Source organism: Mesorhizobium sp. M0074 (genome assembly GCF_040322975.1).
Taxonomy (GTDB): domain Bacteria; phylum Pseudomonadota; class Alphaproteobacteria; order Rhizobiales; family Rhizobiaceae; genus Mesorhizobium.
The window spans coordinates 52,151-71,699 of sequence record NZ_JAMYUM010000013.1 but is presented as its reverse complement, the minus strand read 5'-3'; the positions used below and the strand labels follow the sequence as shown (position 1 = coordinate 71,699).

The window sequence follows — 19,549 nt, the reverse complement described above, 5'->3', positions numbered from 1 at the left end:
CTCAGACCGTGCGCAGGCGCGGCTTGAGCACGGCAATGCTTGCGCCGCGTCGGCTGGCGGTGCGGATTGCCGGAGAGGCCACGCCCGTCAGTTCCCCGAATGTCTCGATCGGAGCCGGTTTGCCGAGGTAGTAGCCTTGCCCGATCTCGCAAGCCTCGGCGTCCAGGAACTGCAATTCACCCGGCGTCTCGATACCTTCTGCCAGAACCGGTAGGCCGAGACCGCGTCCAAGCCCCAGCACGGCGCGAACGATCGCCGCGAACTGGGCGTTCTTGTCGACCGATTTGATGAACGACCCGTCGATCTTGATCTTGTCGAAGGGAAAGGCGCTGAGGTTGGACAGCGAAGAATAGCCGGTGCCAAAATCGTCCATCGCCACATGCACGCCAAGCGCCTTGACCTGCCTCAAGGTTGCCAGCGCGCGCGGCATGTCCTTCACCAGGGCCGTTTCGGTGATCTCCAGTTCGAGCCTGCCGGGGGCCAGGCCGGATCTCGTCAATGCGTCGTGCACCTTGCGGCTGAAGTTCGGATTGTGAAGTTGCACGGCGGAGACGTTGACGGCGACCATCAGCGGGTTTGTCCAGCGAGCAGCATCGTTACAAGCCGTCGTCAGCACCCAGTCGCCTATCTGCGCGATAGCGCCACTGTCCTCGGCCACGGGGATGAAAACGGCCGGAGAAATGTCACCCCGCTCAGGGTGCTGCCAACGGACCAGGGCTTCGAAGCCGATCATCCTGCCGCCGCGGATCTCCTTCTGCGGCTGATAGACGAGGTGGAACTCCTTGCGGGCGATCGCCTGGCGCAATTCATGCTCCATCACGCGCTTGTCGCGGGCCGCGGTGCCCATGGCTATCTCGAAAAACCGATAAGTGTCCCTGCCTTCGGTTTTGGCGCGATGGAGTGCCGTGTCGGCATGGCTGATCAGGCCGGCCTGGTCTTCGGCATCCAGCGGAAAGAAGGCGATGCCGATGCTGGCCGAGACGAGGCCGGAGCCGACCGAAACCCTGTTTTCCTCCCGGATCGCCGCCAGCAAGTCCTCGGCTATCCGGCCTGCGGCCAGGGGGTCGGGGAGGTTCGGAGCTATGATGGCAAATTCATCGCCGCCGAGACGCGCGAGCATCTGTCCGTGGCGCGGGATGCCGGAAATGCAGTGCGCCAGCTTCTGCAGCATAGCATCGCCGGCCCGTGGCCATAGAGGTCGTTGACTTGCTTGAACCGGTCAAGGTCAAGCAGCAGGAGCGCCAGATGTCCATCCTTGCCGCCACGATCCATCGAGGCGAATTCTGCTTCCAGCCGGGAAGAAAAGCTCCGCCGATTGGCAAGCCCGGTAAGCGGATCGAAATGCGCGAGGCGGAGGATCTCTTGTTCTGCCTTCTTGCGCTCACGGATGTCGCGAACGGCAAGCACCGTATGAGGCCTGCCGCAGTAGGTTATTTTCCTGGCGATCAGCTCGACAGGAATTCTCGCCCCGTCGCTGCCTCTTAACTTCGCTTCCTGCGCCTGTTCGCCGAAGCCGGACATATCGGCTGCGCTCTGTCCGTCGAAAAGCTCGCCGAATTGCATCGTGTTCAGGGTGGCTGTCGCTGTTCCGGTCAGCTTCGCCATACTGTCATTGGCGCTGACAATGCGGGTGCCATCGCAAACGATCAGACCTTCCACCGCCGCATTGGCGAGATCGTGCATGCGATCGGCCTCGAGCTTCTGGCGGCGAAAGCGCAGGTCGATCCATAGCGCGGCACCCGATAGCACAAGGATTATCAGGCTGGCGACCGCTGCGGCAAAGGCCTGGGAAATGGGCTCGATGGAATGTTCGGATATTTCAATCGAGGAGTCCGGAATGATCGACACCGCGGCCATCGCGATGAAATGCAAGCTGCAAATCGCCAGCGTCAAAAGCGCGGCGCCGCCGAAAGTCGCGAGCGCTGACGGACGGCGCAAGACGACAAGGAGCGCCAGTGCCGCGAGGGTCACGCCGGCCAGAAGCGATATCGCGACAAGGAGCAGGTTCCATACGACCCGGCCTTCGACCTCGAAAGCTGCCATGCCGATGTAGTGCATCGTCGCGATGGCGCCGCCCAGAATGGCGCCACCGACGAGGAAATGGTCGATGCCGCGGCGCAAGGTGGCGACCCACATCCCAAGCGCGGTCATGATAACGGCGGCGGCAAGCGAAAAGGCGGATAATCCCGGATTGTATGCGTTCGGGATTCCCGGCGTAAACGCGGTCATGGCGATGAAATGCGTCGCCCATATGCCGAACCCGGTCGAGGCCGCGGCGATCATCAGCCAGACAAGCCGGTTTCGCTCGGTCGATCGGCCGACATGCTTAAGGAGATTAACCGCTGAGAAGCAAGAAATTCCACAGACGAGTGCGGCGAGCGCAACCAGTCTCGGATCGTGCTGACTTACAATACAATTATAGACCGTCAGCATCCTGGTTCACTCGGTCTGCCAAAACTAACAGGGGAGGTGTGACTGATTAGCTCTTGGAGATTTTAACGAATGGTTAACCCGCGGGCCATGAGGCGGGTCTTTTCGGGGGAAAACCGACGCGCCGCTGCGCCGAAAAGACGGTGATGTGATTTCTGGCGCCCGGTTTCGGTAGCGAGTGCACTTTAGGAAGGAATGATGTTCATTGATCCGCAATAAAACCGTTGTCCGATTGTCATCAGCGCCACATATTGGCTTTGCGGAAGTGCCCCTTTCGCCAATGACAAACGGGAGATGAAACATGAAGTTCTTCGGCTTTGCGGCCGGTATCGCCGCGACCGTGACCCTGCTTTCCACCACCTCCGCCTTCGCCGTCACGCAGATCAGCTGGTGGCACGCCATGACCGGCGCCAACGCCGAGGTCGTCGCCAAGATCTCCAAGGATTTCAACGCCAGCCAGAGCGACTATGAGCTCGTTCCGGTGTTCAAGGGCACCTATCCGGAGACGCTGAATGCCGGCATCGCTGCCTTTCGTGCCGGGCAAGCGCCCGATATCCTCCAGGTGTTCGACGTCGGCACCGGCGTGATGATGGCGGCCGAGGGTGCGATAAAGCCGGTGGCCGATGTGATGACCGGCGCCGGGATGACTTTCGACAAGAGCCAGTATCTGCCCGGCATCGTCGGCTATTATTCGAAGCCGGACGGCACCATGCTATCGTTCCCCTACAACTCTTCCTCGCCGATCCTCTACTACAACAAGGACATCTTCCAGAAGGCAGGCCTCGACGTGAACAATCCGCCCAAGACGTGGAACGAGGTGTGGGAAGCTGCCAAGAAGATCAAGACGAGCGGCGCCTCCCCTTGCGGCTATACCTCGACCTGGCTGACCTGGATCCACCTGGAGAATTTCGCGGGGTGGAATGACGTGCCTTGGGCCACCCAGCAGAATGGCCTGGCCGGCGGTGATGTCGAACTCAAGATCAATGCGCCGATTTTCGTCAACCACTTCCAGGCGCTCGCTGACCTGGCCAAGGACGGCACATTCAAATATGGCGGACGCACCTCCGAAGCCAAGCAGATATTCCTCGCCGGCGAATGCGGCATCTTCACCGAATCGTCGGGCGGCCTCGGCGATATCGTCAAGTCCGGCATGAACTATGGCATCGGCCAGCTTCCTTACGACAGTGACGCCAAGGGTGCCCCGCAGAACACGACGCCGGGCGGTGCCAGCCTCTGGGTGTTCGGCAACAAGTCGGACGAGGAATACAAGGGTGTCGCCGCCTTCTTTGCCTATCTGTCCAAGACCGATGTGCAGGAATATCTGCACCAGAAGTCGGGATACCTGCCTGTGACGCTCGCCGCGTATGAGGCGACGAAGAAATCAGGCTTCTATGACAAGAACCCCGGCCGCGAGACACCCATCCTGCAGATGATCGGCAAGTCGCCGACCGACAATTCGAAGGGCGTGCGCCTGCCGAATCTGCCGCAGGTGCGCGATATCCAGAACGAGGAGCTGGAGAAGATGCTGGCCGGCCAGCAAACCGCCCAGCAGGCACTCGACAATGCGGTTGCGCGCGGCAACGCGGCGATCAAGGAAGCGCTGGAGAACTGACGGGATTATCTCGGTTAGTCGGTTGGAATATCGCCCACGCGAGCTCGCGTGGGCGATACCTGGATAGCGAGGGAAATCAGCCTGTCTCCACGCGTCGTCTTTCCCAACAAGATCCTGCCCTACCTGCTGGTGGCGCCACAACTCGCCATCACCCTGGTTTTCTTCTACTGGCCGGCCGGTCAGGCGCTTTACCAGTCGATGCTCAGGCAAGACCCGTTCGGGCTGAAGAGCAGGTTCGTCTGGTTTGCCAATTTCCGGAAGGTGCTGGCCGATCCGGCCTACCTCAACTCGATCAAGGTCACAGTAGTGTTCTCTCTTGCGACCGCGATCGTTGCCATGGTTGTGGCCCTGCTGCTCGCGGTCATGGCCGAGAAGGCCGTGCGCGGCAAAGGCCTCTACCGCACACTGCTGATATGGCCTTACGCCGTGGCGCCGGCGATTGCCGGCATGCTTTGGCTTTTCCTGTTCAATCCCTCGATCGGCTCGTTGGCCTATTTGCTGAGAAGCCTCGGCATCGTATGGGACCCGCTGCTCAACGGCACCCACGCCATGATCCTGCTGGTGTCGGCTGCTGCCTGGAAGCAGATCAGCTACAACTTCCTGTTCTTCGTCGCCGGCCTGCAGGCGGTGCCGAAAACGCTGATCGAAGCGGCGGCCATGGACGGCGCCGGCGAAACCAAGCGCTTCTGGACCATCGTCTTCCCGCTGCTTGCGCCGACAACCTTTTTCCTGCTGGTCGTCAACACCGTCTATGCCCTGTTCGACACGTTCGGCATCGTTCATGCCGTCACCGGCGGCGGGCCGGGCAAGACGACCGAGACGCTGGTCTACAAGGTCTACAATGACGGCTTCGTCAATCTGATCCTGGGCGATTCGGCGGCGCAGTCGGTCATCCTGATGGCCATCGTCATTGCGCTCACAGCGATCCAGTTCCGCTATGTGCAACGCAAAGTCCATTACGGCTGAGGGTAGCGATGATCGGCCAGTCCCCGCTCCGCACCTTCATCGCCCATGCCGTGCTCATCCTCGGCATATTGATCGTGGCTTTTCCGATCTACTACACCTTCGTTGCCTCGACGCACACGCTGCAAACGATCCTCAGGCCGCCCCTGCCGCTCTTGCCCGGCGGCCAGCTATGGAACAATTACAGCGAGGCGCTGTTCGGCGGCATCGGTCGTATCGGCGGGGTCAGCGTCGGCAGGCTGCTCCTCAACACCACGATCATGGCGCTCGGCGTTGCGGTGGGAAAGATCTTCATCTCGATCCTGTCGGCCTACGCGATCGTGTTCTTTCGCTTTCCGCTGCGCATGACCTTCTTCTGGCTGATCTTCATCACCTTGATGCTTCCAGTCGAGGTGCGCATCCTGCCGACCTACAAGGTGATGGTCGATCTCGGCATGATCGACACCTATGCCGGCCTGATCGTCCCGCTGATCGCCTCAGCCACCGCAACGCTGCTGTTTCGCCAGTTCTTCATGACCATACCGGGCGAATTGGTCGAGGCGGCGCGTGTCGACGGTGCCGGGCCATGGCGCTTCTTTTTCGATATTCTGGTGCCGCTGTCGCGGACAAACATCGCCGCGCTGTTCGTGATCCTCTTCATCTATGGCTGGACGCAGTATCTTTGGCCGCTGCTCGTCACCAACAGCAACGACATGAATACCATCGTCATCGCGCTGAGAAAGATGGTTTCCTTCGCCGATGCCGACACCCAATGGCACCTGGTGATGGTCACGGCAATGCTGGCCATCGTGCCGCCGATCCTGGTGGTCGTGCTGATGCAACGCTGGTTCGTGCGCGGTCTGGTCGAATCCGAAAAGTGAGAAGCCGATGGCGACCGTGGATCTGAAGGATGTCAGGAAAATCTATCCCAGCGGCGTCGAGGCCGTGAAGGGCGTTTCCATCGCCATTCCCGACAAGGAGCTTTGCGTGCTGGTCGGCCCCTCCGGCTGCGGCAAGTCTACGCTGCTGAGGATGATCGCCGGGCTGGAGACGATTTCTGCCGGTACAGTCGCCATCGACGGCAAGGTGGTCAACGCCATTGGCCCGACCGAGCGCGACATCGCCATGGTGTTCCAGAACTACGCGCTCTACCCACATATGAAGGTCTATGACAACATGGCCTATGGCCTGCGCAACCGCGGCACGCCGAATGACGAGATCGACAGCAGGGTACGCTCGACTGCCAAGGTGCTGGAGCTTTCGGCGCTGCTCGACCGGCGCCCGCGCGAGCTTTCCGGCGGTCAGCGCCAGCGCGTCGCCATGGGTCGCGCCATCGTGCGCAACCCGAAGGTCTTCCTGTTCGACGAACCGCTGTCCAACCTCGATGCGAAATTGCGCGGGCAGATGCGCATCGAGATCAAGAATCTGCAGCGCTCGCTTGGCGTCACCTCGGTTTATGTCACGCACGACCAGCTTGAGGCGATGACGCTGGCCGACATCCTCGTCGTCATGAACGCCGGCCTGGTCGAGCAGACCGGCGCGCCGCTTGATGTGTACGAGAAACCGGCCTCGACCTTCGTCGCTTCGTTCATAGGCGCACCGCCGATGAATCTGCTGGCGCTCACAGGGGCCTCCCCAAGCTCGGTATTGGCGGACGGTACTGTGATTGGCTTGGCGCCTCGACAGGGCAAGGCAGTGACACTAGGCTTTCGTCCGGAGGACGCCGATATCACCTTCGCGGCAGAGGCGCCGGCCGGCGCGCTCGCGCTGCCGGCAACAGTGGAAGCGGTCGAACCGGTCGGTGCCGAAAGCTTTCTCCATTGCGTGGCAGCCGGCAGCCGCATCGTGGTGCGCGTCTCAGGCCGCGCCAGCGCCAAGCCAGGCGACCAATTGCGCGTCGTGGCTAGGTCCGAAAAGCTGCATTGGTTCGATCAGGCGGGCAAACGGGTCGATTGAAGTCGGCCTTGCGCAAAACCGTTCAGGCAAACACATGCGCCTTGCCCGACACGGTCAGCCGGACGATCTCGCCGATCGCCGGCGCGTCCATGCCCGGCTTGCGCAGGATCAACGGCGTATTGCCGATGGCGGCGGCGTCGGGCGGATCGGGGCTGTTCAACAGACGCACCGCGATGGTGCACATCGAGCCGGCGAACTCCGATTCCGTCACCTCGCCGAACAGCATGTCCGGCGTGCCGGACATGCCTTCACGCGATGTGCGTTTCAGCAACACCTGCTCCGGCCGCAGCATGATGCGGGCGACGTCGCGCCGCTCCGAGCTGTCGACAGCGATGCGGCCGAGCGGCGAGATGGCGAAGCCATCGGCGATCCTTGCCGGCAGGACGATGGCGTCGCCAAGGAACTCGGCGACCATCCTGTCCTTCGGCTTGAAATAGAGCTCGCGCGGCGTGCCGACCTGCGAGAATTTGCCGTCGCGCATCACCGCGACCTGGCTGGCGAATGACAGCGCCTCGGCCTGGTCGTGGGTGACCAGGATGGTGGTGATGCCGGCGGTTTCAAGGAGCTCGGCCACGGCCTTGCGCATCGAGGCGCGCAGGCCGGTGTCGAGCGCCGAGAACGGCTCGTCGAGCAGCATCAGCCGCGGCTTCATGGCCATGGCGCGGGCGAGCGCGACGCGCTGCTGCTGGCCACCGGAGAGTTCGTGCGGACGGCGCTTCAGGATACCTTTGTCCAGCCCGACGACATAGGCGAGCTCGGCGATGCGCTCACTGCGCTTTTCCTCGTGACGCCCCATGCCGAAGCCGATATTGGCGGCGATGCTCAGATGCGGGAATAGAGCGCCGTCCTGCGCCACCAGCCCGATGCCGCGGCGATGCGCCGGCACGGCCGTGTCGCCTTCGGCCAGCACCTCGCCATCAAGCACGATGCGGCCCTGGTCCGGCGCCTCGAAGCCGGCGATCAGCCGCAGCAAGGTGGTCTTGCCGCAACCGGACGGCCCGACGACAGCCGTACGGCTGCCGCTGGCCACGCTGAGGTCGACGCCGGCAAGTGCTGCGACCGGCCCGTAGTGCTTGTGGATGCCGCTCAGCTCGAGAAAGCTCATCGCCCGGCCATCCGCTTCGACTGGACGTAGAGCAACCAGGTCAAAGGCAGCGACATCGCCACCATGATCAGGGCATAAGGCGCCGCCGACGCATAGTCGATCTCGCCGCTATAGGACCAGAACGCCATGGCCAGCGTGCGGGTGCCGTTGGGCGCCAGCATCTGGGTTGCGGTCAATTCGTTCATGATACCCAGCGCGACCAACGCCATGCCGGCTGCGGCGCCCGGCGCCGACAGGCGGATGGTCGTCGACCACAGCGCCTTGAGCGGCGACCGGCCGAGGCTGGAGGCGGCGCGTTCGAGCTCGACCGGCGCCTGTGCGATCGACGCCCTGAGGCTAATCAGGGCGCGCGGCAGGAACATCAGCGCATAGGCGACCAGGATGGTGAACAGGGTCTGGTAGAGCGGCATGGCGATACGCACGGCGATGGTGACCAGCGCCAGGGCGATGACAACGCCGGGCAACGCGCCGACGATATAGTTGCAGCCCTCCAGGACGCGTTGCAGCCGCCCCGGCGCGCGGATCGAAATCCACGCCATCGGCATTGCCGCGACGGTGGCGAGCAGCGCGCCGGCAATTGCTAGGAACAGCGTTTGGCCAAGCGCCAGGCCGATCTCGTCGAGCCGCCAGACATCGGCGCCGCCGGCCATGAGCCAGCGGCCGATAGTGGCGAACGGCACGCCGAGCGCCAGCAGCGTGGTAATGGCAGGCAGCAGCAGGCAAGGAATGGTGGCGCGCCCAAGGCCCGTGCGCTGCTGCTGGCGCGCAGCACCCGAACCGACGCGGGCATAGCGCTCCTCGCCGCGCACCAGCACCTCCAGCCCGAGCAGCACAAGGCAGCAGGTCACCAGCACGCCGGCCAGCATGTTGGCGGCGGGACCGTTGAAGGTCGACTGAAACTGGTCGACGATCGCGGTGGTGAAGGTGTCGAAGCGGATGAAGACATAGAGCCCGTATTCGGCCAGGAGATGCAGGCCGACCAGCAGGGAGCCGCCGCAAATGGCGAGCCGGAGCTGCGGCAGCACGACACGCCTGAACACACGCCACGGGCCGAGACCAAGGGCTGCCGCTGCATCCTCGAGAGCGGGATCGAGCCGGCGCAATGCCGCCGCCACCGGCAGATAAAGGAAGGGGAAATAGGCGATGACCGACACAAGCACGCCGGCCCACAGGCCGTGCAGTCTGGGCACCATGGTGACCCAGGCGTAACTGTGGACGAAGGCCGGAATGGCGAGCGGCGCCACCGACAGCCAGGCCCATAGGCGGGCACCCGGCAGATCGCTGCGCTCGGTCAGCCAGGCCAGCATGACCGACAGCACGATCGAGATCGGCACCGCCAACACCACAAGCAGGCTGGTGTTGACCAGAAGTTCGCCGACGCGCGGCCTGAACACCAGCGCCGCCACCGTTTCCCAGCCGGTCTGCACCGCCACCCAGACGATGAAGGCAAGCGGCAGCAGCGCGAAAAGCGAGACAAAGACGGCAGCCAACGCAATCCATGAGACCGACCAACGACGTGCCCGCACGGCCTTGGCGTCGGCCGGCAAGCCTGGGCGTGCGAGATCGATCGCGGATTGCATCAGATCAGACGTTGCGCCAGCTCCGCCCGGAGGCGGAAACGATCGGCGGCGGATAATCTCGCGGGTAGCTTGTGGTCATAGGCAAATGCCATCTTGAAAACAGAGCGCTCCTGTGGAAAGCGAATTCCCACAGGAGCGCAGTCGGTTGCCCTTTTAGGACGAACGCCGGCTAAAGCAAGCCGGCCGCCGTCATCAGGTCGGTCACCTTTTTCGAGTTCAGCGTCGTCGGGTCGACTTTCGGCGCCTGCAGATCGGCCAGCGGCACCAGCTTCGGATTGGACTCGGCGCCCTTGCCGACTGCGTATTCGAACGAATCGCCTGTTTTCAGCACGTCCTGGCCGCCATTGCCGGTGACCCATTTCAGGAAAGCCTGCGCTTCCTTCGGGTGCTTGCTCGAGGCCAGCACGCCGCCGCCGGAAATCGAGACGAAAGCACCGGGATCCTGATGCTTGAAATAGTGCAACTCGACGTTCTTGCTGTTCTCGCCGGTCTTGGCCTGATCGCCGTAGTAGTAATAGTGATAGATCACGCCGCCTTCGACCTCGCCGGCATTGACCGCCTTCATCACCGTGCTGTTGCCCTTATAGGCGGTAAAATTCTCCTTCATCGCCTTCAGCCATTCGGCCGTCGCCGCCTCACCCTTGAGCTGCAGAAGCGCGCTGACGATCGCCTGGAAATCGGCGCCGGAGGGCGAAGCGGCCCAGCGGCCCTTCCAGCTCGGATCGGCGAGATCGAGCAGCGATTTGGGCAGCTGGTCGGCGCTCAGCTTGGTCTTGTTGTAGGTAAAGACGGTGCTGCGCGCGGCGACGCCGACCCATTTGCCGCTCGCCGGCTGGTACTCCTGCGGAACCTGGGCCAGCGTCTCGGTGCCGACCGGTGCGAACAGGCCGGCCGCCTCGACTAATGCCATGGCCGGCGAATTCTCCGTCAGGAATACATCGGCGGGCGAAGCGGTGCCTTCCGCAACGATCTGATTGGAGAAATCGCTGTCGCCGCCATTGCGGACGGTAACCTTGATGCCGGTTTCCTTGGTGAATCCCTCCGCCCAGGCCTTGGTCAGGTTTTCGTGCTGGGCGTTGTAGACGACGATGCCCTCGTCCTCTGCTATTGCCGGGCCGGCGATCAGGCTGATTGCAAGTGCTGTCGCACCGGCAAGGGCGGAAAGAGCATATTTCATGGCGTCGTCCTCGATTTCGATGGTCTTTGGCTTGGCACGCTGCACCTACCAATACCTGACTGGTGCAGTCAACATTGCTGGCCCACTCAATCGCTCAAAAGGAGCAAACTTTCGTGATGCTCAGCTAATTTGCCTTGGACATTATTTCGCCGGCCCCGTAACAAATCAGCGCCGAGACGCGAATATCGGGGAGTGAACTCTTGTGAGCGGCAAGGACGAAGCCGAGCTTTCACGCCTGCTGCGGGCCGCGATCGCCGGAGACGAAAGGGCCTATGCCGACTTTCTGCACCGGATCGCCGCGCTCGTTCGTGGCTTTGCCCGGCGCAAGATCGTGCAGGGCGGGGTGGATCCCGAGGATGTCGTGCAGGAAACCTTGCTGGCCATTCATGTGAAACGACACACCTGGCGCCATGATGCGCCGGTGCTGCCTTGGGTCTATGCAATAGCCCGCTTCAAGCTGATCGATGCGTTCCGGCGGCGCGGTCGGCGGATCGAGATCGAGATCGACGAAATCGCCGAGACCTTTGCCGAGCCGGAATCGGAGACGGTGAGCGAGCGCGACATCAACCGGGCGCTCGACAGCCTGTCGCCGGCACAGCGTTCCGTCGTCTCGGCCGTATCGGTCGAAGGCCGGTCAATCGGTGAGACCGCGGCCAAATTCGGCATCAGCGAGACGGCTGTGCGGGTGTCACTGCACCGCGGGCTTGCCGCCATTGCCAAACGGTTCAGGGCGGGGCGGGAATAACATGAGGACCGAAGATCTCATCAAGGCGCTCGACGCCGATGCCCGCAGCAAGGCGCTGCCGCTAGGCACCACCTGGTGGCTTGCCACCGGCGCGGCCATCGTGATCGCGGCCGCGGTTTTCTGGCTGACGATCGGCCCGCGCCCCGACATTGCGATCGCCATGCACACGATGCGGTTCCTGTCCAAATTCGTCTTCACGATTGCTCTTGCCGCCAGCGCCTTTGTCCTGGTGCGTGGGCTGTCGACGCCCGGTGCATCGACCGGCCGGGCGGTGAGCTGGATGGTCGCCGCGCCGCTGCTGGTGATTGTGGCTGTGATTCTCGAACTCTTCGCCGTGCCTGCGTCCGACTGGGGCACGCGCCTGGTCGGCACGAACATGGTCATCTGCATGACCTTCATTCCGTTGATCGGGATCGGCCCGCTTGCCGTCTTTCTCGCGGTGCTGCGCCATGGCGCGCCGACAAGGCCGGTGCTTGCCGGTGCGGCCGCGGGCCTGCTTGCCGGCGGGCTGGCGGCGACCTTCTATGCGGCGCATTGCTTCGACGATTCGCCGCTTTTCGTCGGCACCTGGTATACGATCGCGGTCGCCATCCTTGCCGTGCTCGGGGCGCTCGGCGGACGACTTTATGTGCGCTGGTAGCGAGGCGATCAGCGTGTCGGAACGGGATGCTCGCCGCGATAGTCGTAGAAGCCGCGCCCGGTCTTGCGGCCGAGCCAGCCGGCCTCGACATATTTGACCAGCAGCGGGCAGGGGCGGTATTTCGAATCCGACAGCCCGTCATGCAGCACCTGCATGATCGACAGGCAGGTATCGAGCCCGATGAAATCGGCAAGCTGCAGCGGCCCCATCGGATGGTTGGCGCCGAGCTTCATGGCGGTATCGATGGCGTCGACCGAGCCGACACCTTCATAGAGCGTGTAGATCGCCTCGTTGATCATCGGCAGCAGGATGCGGTTGACGATGAAGGCCGGGAAATCCTCCGAGACGGTGATCGTCTTGTCGAGCTGCTTCACGTAGGTTTTTGCCGCCTCGAAGGTCTGGTCCTCGGTGGCGATGCCGCGCACCAGTTCGACCAGTTTCATCACCGGAACCGGATTCATGAAATGTATGCCGATGAAGCGTTCCGGCCGGTCGGTCTGCGAAGCCAGCCGTGTGATCGAGATCGATGATGTGTTCGTCGCCAGGATGGCCTCGGGGTTGAGCTGCGGGCAGAGCTGGGCATAGATCTTGCGCTTGACCGTCTCGTCCTCGGTCGCTGCTTCGATCACCAGATCGGCGCCCGCAAGGTCGGCCATGACCGGTGCCGCCGAAATGCGCGCCATCGCCTCATTGCGCAGCTTTTCCTCGAGTTTGCCGGAGCCGACCTGACGGGCCATGTTGCCGCTGATCGTAGCGATGCCCTTTTCGATGCGGTCGGGCGAAATATCGTAAACCAGCACCTTATAGCCCGCCAGCGCCGACACATGGGCGATGCCGCCACCCATCTGGCCCGCGCCGATGATGCCGATCGTCTCGATCTTGCTCATTACCCGATCCCGTCGAGGCCTTTGCGGCCCGTTTTTTGTGCAGTGCAAACTAAAAGGGCGGGGCGACTTCGTCTACCCCACCCCTCAGAATTTAATACGCTTTGGCAGAAGGCGTCAAAGCGCCTTTTGCAGTTCCGGCAGAATGACGAAGAGATCGCCGACGAGACCGTAGTCGGCGACCTGGAAGATCGGCGCTTCCTCGTCCTTGTTGATGGCAACGATCACCTTCGAATCCTTCATGCCGGCAAGGTGCTGGATGGCACCGGAGATGCCGACGGCAATATAAAGGTCGGGCGCTACCACCTTGCCGGTCTGGCCGACCTGCCAGTCGTTCGGCGCATAGCCGGCATCGACGGCGGCGCGAGATGCGCCAACCGCCGCACCGAGCTTGTCGGCGACCGGCAGGATGACCTCCTGGAACTTCTCGGAGGAGCCCAGCGCACGGCCGCCCGAGATGATGATCTTGGCCGAGGTCAGCTCCGGACGGTCGGTCTCGGAGAGCTTGTTCTCGACAAAGCTCGACAGGCCGGGATTGGCCGCCGCCTGGACCGTCTCGACCGGCGCGGAACCGCCCTCGGGTGCTGCCTGGAAGGAAGCGGTACGCACCGTGATGACCTTCTTGGCGTCACTGGACTGCACCGTCTGGATGGCGTTGCCGGCATAGATCGGCCGCTTGAAGGTGTCGGGCGACACGACTTCGATGATTTCAGATATCTGGGCGACATCGAGCAGCGCTGCCACGCGGGGCGCGACGTTCTTGCCCGACGAGGTCGCCGGCGCGATGATCGTCTCGTATGGCTCAGCAAGCGAAACGACGAGTGCCGCCAGCGGTTCGGCGAGACGCTCGGTCAGTTCGTCGGCGTCGGCGAGCAGCACCTTGGTGACGCCCTTGAGCTTGGCGGCGGCATCCGCTGCCGGCTTGGCACCTTTGCCGGCAACCAGCACATGCACGTCCGAACCGATCTGCAGCGCCGCCGAAAGCGCCTTGGCGGTCTGGTCGGAAAGCGCAGCGTTGTCGTGTTCGGCAATCAGAAGAATAGCCATGATGTTTTCCTGACTTTCGTCTTCGAGGCTCCTGAAATCCGGTCAGGCCGAGTCGAAAACGGTTGGTTTCGAGAACCGGAGCGGAGCGTACTTCAGTACGTGAGCACCGGAAGCGGAGAAACCGGCCGTTTGCAGGCCGGCCTCATCGGATTTCCTTAGAGCACGCCGGCTTCGTTCTTCAGCTTGTCTACCAGTTCGGCGACGCTCTTGACCTTGACGCCCGCCTTGCGGCCGCCCGGCTCCTCGGTCTTGATCACTTTAAGCCGCGGCTTGACGTCGGCGCCGTAATCGGCAGGGCTCTTCTCGTCGAGCGGCTTCTTCTTGGCCTTCATGATGTTGGGCAGAGACGCGTAGCGTGGCTGGTTCAGCCGCAAATCGGCCGTGACGATCGCCGGCATCTTCAGTTCCAGCGTCTGCAGGCCGCCATCGACCTCGCGCGTCACCGTGGCCTTGTCACCGTCGAGCACGATCTTGGAGGCGAAGGTGCCCTGCGCCCAGCCGAGAAGTGCGGCCAGCATCTGGCCGGTCTGGTTGGAATCGTCGTCGATCGCCTGCTTGCCGAGAATGACAAGGCCGGGCTGTTCTGCCTCGACGACGCCCTTCAGCACCTTGGCGACGCCCAGCGGCTCAGTCTGCTCGTCGGTCTTGACCAGGATGGCGCGGTCGGCGCCCATGGCGAGCGCCGTGCGCAAGGTCTCCTGTGCCTGCTGCGGCCCGATCGACACGACGATGATCTCTTCGGCCTTGCCAGCTTCCTTCAGCCGGATCGCCTCTTCGACCGCGATCTCGTCGAACGGGTTCATCGCCATCTTGACGTTGGCGAGTTCCACCGCCGAACCGTCCGCCTTAACCCGGACCTTGACGTTCGCATCCACAACCCGCTTCACGGGCACAAGGATCTTCATTTGCCTGTCACCTCTTTCACGATAGTCTCTTCACGCTCGTCGGGCGCGCTATAGCAGCGTGCACCTCTTCAGAGTTGTCGAAAGCCGACATTCCGGACGGAATTCTGGTCTTCGCCACGCCAGTAGGGTGGCGCTTCCGTAGTTGCGGCGACCCCGCGCGTCAATATCCGGGGCGCACTCGGATCCTCGGCGAAGCACTCAAATCGGTTCAGTCCGGACCGGAAACGGTCCCCCGGCCCCAGCGCGGCGCCGGCTGCGCAGGTTGTGGGTCGCTTGGCGCCGGCTCCACGGCTACGGGCACCGGACCGGCGACCACGGCCGGCTCCTCGTCTGCGCCGGCGAGTAGCGGTACGCCGCGGCTGCGCAAGACAAGCACCAGCACGGCTCCAGCGATGATGCCGCCGATATGGCAGGCCCAGGAAACCTGATCCTCGCCCCCCTGGGCGAACATGAAGATCTGGAACAGGATCCACAGGATCAGCGGGATGAAGGCCGGGATGCGCAACGGGATGCGCGCGAAGACCAGCACCCATACCTTCACCCGCGGATAAAGGATCAGATAGGCGGCGACCACACCGGCGATGGCGCCCGACGCGCCAATCAGCGGCACCGGCGAATCCCAGGCAACCAGACCCTGGAAGAAAGCGCCGGCGATGGCGCAAAGCAGGTAGAAGACGAGGTAGCGGACATGGCCGAGTGCATCCTCGACATTGTCGCCGAACACCCACAGGAACAGCATGTTGCCGCCGAGGTGGAAGATATCCGCGTGCAGGAAGGAATAGGTCAGATAGCTCAGGCTCTCCGGAATGACGACAAATTGCGGAGCGAGCTCGACGCTGTCATGCACAACCGACGGGATGAAACCGAGGCCCAGCACCGCGGCGTTGGCGAAATCCTCGCCGCCCAGTGTGGTGACAAAGTAGATCAGCACGTTGAGCGCGATCAGGCTGATCGTCACATATTGCAGCTTGATGTGCCGCAGCCGGTTGGTGTCGTAAAGCGGGATGAACATCGGGCCTCTCCCGCTTCCGGCGGATTCAGCGGTTCTTGCCGGGAACCCATAGCACGTCGGCATTTCCGTTGTCATTGACCGCGCGTGCGGCGACGAACAGAAAGTCCGAGACACGGTTGATGTATCTTATCGCCTCGCGGTTGACGTGCTCGTCCGGGTCTTGCGACAGCGCCACCATGATGCGCTCGGCGCGGCGGGCCACCGTGCGGGCGAGGTGAAGGGCAGCCGCTGCCGGCGTACCGCCGTTGAGCACGAAGGATTTGAGCGGCTCAAGGTCCTTGTTGAGGAGATCGATATCCTGTTCGATGCGGTCGGTCTGCGAGGCGATGATGCGCAACGGCTCGTAGTCGAGCGGCTTGCCATTATCGGGAACTGCCAGATCGGCGCCGAGGTCGAAAAGGTCGTTCTGGATGCGGCCGAGCATCGCATCGATCGCCGGATTTACTGCCGCGGTATGAATGCGGGCCATGCCGATGCAGGCATTGGCCTCGTCGACCGTGCCGTAGGCGTCGATGCGAAGGTCGGATTTCAGCCGCCGCTCGCCAGAGCCGAGGCCTGTGGTGCCATCGTCGCCAGTGCGGGTGTAGATCTTGTTGAGCTTGACCACGGGTTACCTCCCGGCTGGTGGCTGCTGCGTCACTTACGAGTGAAATACACCGCCAGCATGATCAGCACCAAGGCCACGAACTGCAACAGCACGCGCGTCTGCATCAGCTTGTTGGAGGTCATGCTGGAGCCGCCGCGCATCATGTTGATGAGGCCGCGGATCAGCACGATCACCACGGCGACCATGACGAGAACGGCGAGGATGTTGAAGACGGTTGCCATGGTGTGTTCCAGGTTGGATTGCGTTCAGGCGCGTTTGGCGAGCAGACGGTAGAGTACCGATGACGGCAGGATGCGTTTAAGGATCGCGCCGATCCTGGCCGGCACTGTTACCACATAATGCGGGCGTGGGCGCCGCGACAGAAGCGCATGGTGCAAGGCGGCATAAACCACCTCCGGCCCGGGCTTCAGCCGCGATGTGCTGCCGCCGGCCCGCAGCCGTTTGAGTTGCGCCGCATAGGCGAGGCGATGAACGGACTTCTCGTGATCGATATTCGCCAGGAACCACGCAAGGCTGTTGCTGGCGATCTTCGATTTCACCGGCCCGGGCTCGATCAGCGAAACATGGATTCCGCTGCCGAGGAGTTCTTGGTAGAGGGACAGCATCAGCCCTTCGATAGCGTGCTTCGATGCCGAGTAGGCGCCGCGAAAAGGCACCGGCGCCAGGCCGAGGATCGACGAGCAATGAACGAGACGACCATGGCCTTGGCGGCGCATCACCGGTACGACACGGCGAGTGAGGTCATGCCAGCCAAAGACATTGGCCTCGAACTGCTGCCGTAAAGCCTCGACCGGCAGGTCCTCGACGGCGCCGGGCTGTCCGTAGGCGCCATTGTTGAAGAGCGCATCGAGCCGGCCGCCGGTCCGTTCCAGCACCGACGCCACCAGCGCCTCGATCGATCCGGGCTCGGTGTAGTCCAGATAAAAGGCCTCGATGCCGTCGGCCTCGAGCGCAGCGATATCTTCAGGCTTTCGGGCCGTCGCGAACACCCGCCAGCCTTCCTTCTTAAGAGCATGGGCGCAATAGGCGCCTATACCGGAAGAGGCACCTGTGACAATGATGGTGCGCAACTCTTCACCGGGAGGAATGGTGGTTTGACCTAGGGTTGTCATTTACCGCAAACCCTTCCCATATTCGCGGCGTCGGGACAATCGAAGGGAACGCGGTTCTTGTTGCGGAAGATCGTAGCCCTCAAACGCGTCCTCTACGACGCGCTCGGCCATTTCAACACCGACGACGGCTGGGCAATGGCCAGCCATCTGGCGATCACCGCGCTGATGGCGCTTTTTCCTTTCCTGATCTTCGCCACGACGCTGGCGAGTTTTTTCGGCGCGCAGGCTTTCGCCGACACCGCCGTGCACCTTGTGTTCGACACATGGCCCGAGCAGATCGCCAAACCGATCGCGCGCGAGGTGCTCAACGTGCTTACCGTCCGGCGCAGTGACCTGTTGACCTACGGTATCGTGCTTGCCGGATATTTCGCCTCGAACGGCATCGAGGCGCTGCGCACCTCGCTCAACCGGGCCTATCGTGTCTCGGAAACGCGCGGCATCATCTATCGGCGGGTGCAGAGCATCATCTTCGTGCTGATCGCGACGGCCGGGTTTTTGGCCATCAGCGTGCTGCTGGTCTTCGCGCCATTGCTGGCACGGCTGGCCGAGTCGCATTTCGAATGGATAAAACCCTATATGGGCACGATCACGCTGTGGCGTTACGTCATCGCCTCTGTAGTCATCATCGGCGGCCTGTTCGCCGTGCATTTCTGGTTGCCGGCCGGCAAGCGCCGCCTCGTTTCGATCGTGCCTGGCATCATCTTCACGCTGGTCGGCTGGCTCATCGGGTCGACCATCTTCGCCGCCTATCTCGATCATTTCTCGTCCTATGTGACGACCTATGCCGGCCTCGCCTCGATCATGATCGCCGTCGTGTTCCTCTATATCGTCTCAGCGATCTTCATCCTCGGTGGCGAGCTCAACGCCGCGATCAGCCGCTATTTAGAGGCGCGTGCCCGCGTCGGCGGCTGAGCCGTCGCCAGCCCGACGCCGAGCGTCGCGATCGCCATGCCGGCGATCTGGAGCGGGCTCAAGTGCTCACCGAACAATGCCCAGGCGATGACCGCGGTGACAGCCGGGACGAGGTAAAACAGCGAGGCGACCTTCGACATTTCGCCGTCGCGGATCATCACCATCAACAGGAAGATGGCGCCGATCGACAGCACCAGCACGAGCCAGGCCATGGCGAAGATCAGTTCGCCGTTGACGAGGACCGTTCGGGTCTCGAAGGCGAGCGAGGCCAGAGCCATCACCGATGCGCCGCCGACATATTGCCAGAACGTGGCAGCCACCAGATCGCCGCCGGAAGCAAAGCGCTTCTGCCAGATGGTGCCGGCGCTCATGCCGAGTACCGAGACCAGCGAGGCGCCCAGTGTCTCGGCCGTCACGCCGCCGCCGAGCGCGCCGAGCTTCGGCCAGAGCACGATCACCACGCCGATCAACCCGAGGCCGAGACCGGCCCAGTGGCGCGGCAGGATGGCCTCGCCGAGAAGCCGGCCGGCGAGCACTGCCGTGATCAGCGGCTGCAGGCCGACGATCAGGGCTGAAAGTCCGGCGGGCATGCCCCGGTGGATTGCCCAGAACACGCCGCCGAGATAGATGCCATGCATCAGGATGCCGGCACCGGTCGCGTGCAGCGCCTCATCGCGGGTGGCGCGGCTCGAACCAAGTGCGGCCATCAAAGCGACAAGCAGGATTGCGGCCAGGACAAAGCGCGCGGCCAGGAACGTAAAGGGCTCCGCCCACGGCATGGCATAGCGCGCGCCGATGAAGCCGGTCGCCCACAGGACGACGAAAGAGGCGGGGATGAACCGCTTGAGGCTGTGCATTTCCGGAGGCCGCGATGAATTCGGGT

At 62.9% G+C, this 19,549-nt stretch carries 18 protein-coding genes and 1 pseudogene; 7 read left to right on the top strand and 12 right to left on the bottom strand.

Features of this window, described 5'->3' with window-relative positions; genetic code table 11:
• Position 1: 1 nt before the first annotated feature.
• Positions 2–2,433 (bottom strand): annotated as a pseudogene (locus tag NKJ73_RS18725) (bifunctional diguanylate cyclase/phosphodiesterase).
• A 298-nt stretch (positions 2,434–2,731) separates the two neighbouring features.
• On the opposite strand from NKJ73_RS18725, the gene ugpB reads away from it, so the two are divergent.
• From ugpB to ugpC, 4 genes are all read left to right on the top strand, one after another.
• Positions 2,732–4,042, top strand: a complete 1,311-nt coding sequence (gene ugpB / locus NKJ73_RS18720; RefSeq protein WP_352570556.1) for a sn-glycerol-3-phosphate ABC transporter substrate-binding protein UgpB — start codon at positions 2,732–2,734, stop codon at positions 4,040–4,042.
• Between the two features lie 81 nt (positions 4,043–4,123).
• A complete protein-coding gene (ugpA, locus tag NKJ73_RS18715; RefSeq protein WP_352570635.1) occupies positions 4,124–5,008 on the top strand; it encodes a sn-glycerol-3-phosphate ABC transporter permease UgpA in 885 nt (294 codons plus the stop codon).
• An 8-nt stretch (positions 5,009–5,016) separates the two neighbouring features.
• Complete coding sequence (gene ugpE / locus NKJ73_RS18710; protein ID WP_352570555.1) at positions 5,017–5,865, top strand: sn-glycerol-3-phosphate ABC transporter permease UgpE; 849 nt, start codon at positions 5,017–5,019, stop codon at positions 5,863–5,865.
• A 7-nt stretch (positions 5,866–5,872) separates the two neighbouring features.
• Positions 5,873–6,940: a sn-glycerol-3-phosphate ABC transporter ATP-binding protein UgpC gene (gene ugpC, locus NKJ73_RS18705; RefSeq protein WP_352452447.1), complete on the top strand. Its 1,068-nt coding sequence runs from the start codon at positions 5,873–5,875 to the stop codon at positions 6,938–6,940.
• 22 nt (positions 6,941–6,962) lie between these two features.
• Here the strand turns inward: ugpC and NKJ73_RS18700 are convergent, their stop codons facing one another.
• From NKJ73_RS18700 to NKJ73_RS18690, 3 genes are all read right to left on the bottom strand, one after another.
• Positions 6,963–8,045, bottom strand: coding sequence for an ABC transporter ATP-binding protein (locus NKJ73_RS18700; RefSeq protein ID WP_352570553.1), 1,083 nt, complete (start codon positions 8,043–8,045; stop codon positions 6,963–6,965).
• The gene (locus NKJ73_RS18695) at positions 8,042–9,625 is read right to left on the bottom strand and encodes an ABC transporter permease (RefSeq protein ID WP_352570552.1); all 1,584 of its coding nucleotides are present in this window, start codon (positions 9,623–9,625) and stop codon (positions 8,042–8,044) included. The genes NKJ73_RS18700 and NKJ73_RS18695 overlap by 4 nt, the downstream gene beginning before the upstream one ends.
• A gap of 169 nt (positions 9,626–9,794) precedes the next feature.
• Positions 9,795–10,802, bottom strand: coding sequence for an iron ABC transporter substrate-binding protein (locus NKJ73_RS18690; RefSeq protein ID WP_352570634.1), 1,008 nt, complete (start codon positions 10,800–10,802; stop codon positions 9,795–9,797).
• A 202-nt stretch (positions 10,803–11,004) separates the two neighbouring features.
• Between NKJ73_RS18690 and NKJ73_RS18685 the strand changes: the two genes are divergently transcribed.
• Both NKJ73_RS18685 and NKJ73_RS18680 read left to right on the top strand, forming a co-directional pair.
• On the top strand, positions 11,005–11,547 hold the full coding sequence (locus NKJ73_RS18685; RefSeq protein WP_352570551.1) for a sigma-70 family RNA polymerase sigma factor: 543 nt from the start codon (positions 11,005–11,007) through the stop codon (positions 11,545–11,547).
• A 1-nt stretch (position 11,548) separates the two neighbouring features.
• Positions 11,549–12,187: an NrsF family protein gene (locus NKJ73_RS18680; RefSeq protein WP_352570550.1), complete on the top strand. Its 639-nt coding sequence runs from the start codon at positions 11,549–11,551 to the stop codon at positions 12,185–12,187.
• Positions 12,188–12,195: 8 nt separating this feature from the next.
• On the opposite strand, the gene NKJ73_RS18675 is transcribed toward NKJ73_RS18680, so the two are convergent.
• From NKJ73_RS18675 to NKJ73_RS18645, 7 genes are all read right to left on the bottom strand, one after another.
• A complete protein-coding gene (locus tag NKJ73_RS18675; RefSeq protein ID WP_352570549.1) occupies positions 12,196–13,074 on the bottom strand; it encodes a 3-hydroxybutyryl-CoA dehydrogenase in 879 nt (292 codons plus the stop codon).
• A 114-nt stretch (positions 13,075–13,188) separates the two neighbouring features.
• Positions 13,189–14,118 (bottom strand): electron transfer flavoprotein subunit alpha/FixB family protein, encoded by a 930-nt coding sequence (locus NKJ73_RS18670; protein WP_023677946.1) that lies wholly within the window; start codon positions 14,116–14,118, stop codon positions 13,189–13,191.
• Positions 14,119–14,273: 155 nt separating this feature from the next.
• A complete protein-coding gene (locus NKJ73_RS18665; protein ID WP_023677947.1) occupies positions 14,274–15,023 on the bottom strand; it encodes an electron transfer flavoprotein subunit beta/FixA family protein in 750 nt (249 codons plus the stop codon).
• A 208-nt stretch (positions 15,024–15,231) separates the two neighbouring features.
• The gene (locus NKJ73_RS18660) at positions 15,232–16,035 is read right to left on the bottom strand and encodes a rhomboid family intramembrane serine protease (RefSeq protein WP_352570548.1); all 804 of its coding nucleotides are present in this window, start codon (positions 16,033–16,035) and stop codon (positions 15,232–15,234) included.
• A gap of 25 nt (positions 16,036–16,060) precedes the next feature.
• Positions 16,061–16,642 carry a cob(I)yrinic acid a,c-diamide adenosyltransferase gene (locus NKJ73_RS18655; protein WP_023677949.1) on the bottom strand — a complete coding sequence of 194 codons (582 nt, stop codon included), beginning with the start codon at positions 16,640–16,642 and terminating at the stop codon, positions 16,061–16,063.
• A 29-nt stretch (positions 16,643–16,671) separates the two neighbouring features.
• Positions 16,672–16,863, bottom strand: coding sequence for a twin transmembrane helix small protein (locus tag NKJ73_RS18650; RefSeq protein ID WP_023677950.1), 192 nt, complete (start codon positions 16,861–16,863; stop codon positions 16,672–16,674).
• Positions 16,864–16,887: 24 nt separating this feature from the next.
• Positions 16,888–17,754: an SDR family oxidoreductase gene (locus tag NKJ73_RS18645; protein WP_352570547.1), complete on the bottom strand. Its 867-nt coding sequence runs from the start codon at positions 17,752–17,754 to the stop codon at positions 16,888–16,890.
• 57 nt (positions 17,755–17,811) lie between these two features.
• Between NKJ73_RS18645 and NKJ73_RS18640 the strand changes: the two genes are divergently transcribed.
• Positions 17,812–18,666: a YihY/virulence factor BrkB family protein gene (locus tag NKJ73_RS18640; protein WP_031212039.1), complete on the top strand. Its 855-nt coding sequence runs from the start codon at positions 17,812–17,814 to the stop codon at positions 18,664–18,666.
• On the opposite strand, the gene NKJ73_RS18635 is transcribed toward NKJ73_RS18640, so the two are convergent.
• A complete protein-coding gene (locus tag NKJ73_RS18635) occupies positions 18,633–19,523 on the bottom strand; it encodes a DMT family transporter (RefSeq protein WP_352570546.1) in 891 nt (296 codons plus the stop codon). The genes NKJ73_RS18640 and NKJ73_RS18635 overlap by 34 nt on opposite strands.
• Positions 19,524–19,549 lie beyond the last annotated feature (26 nt).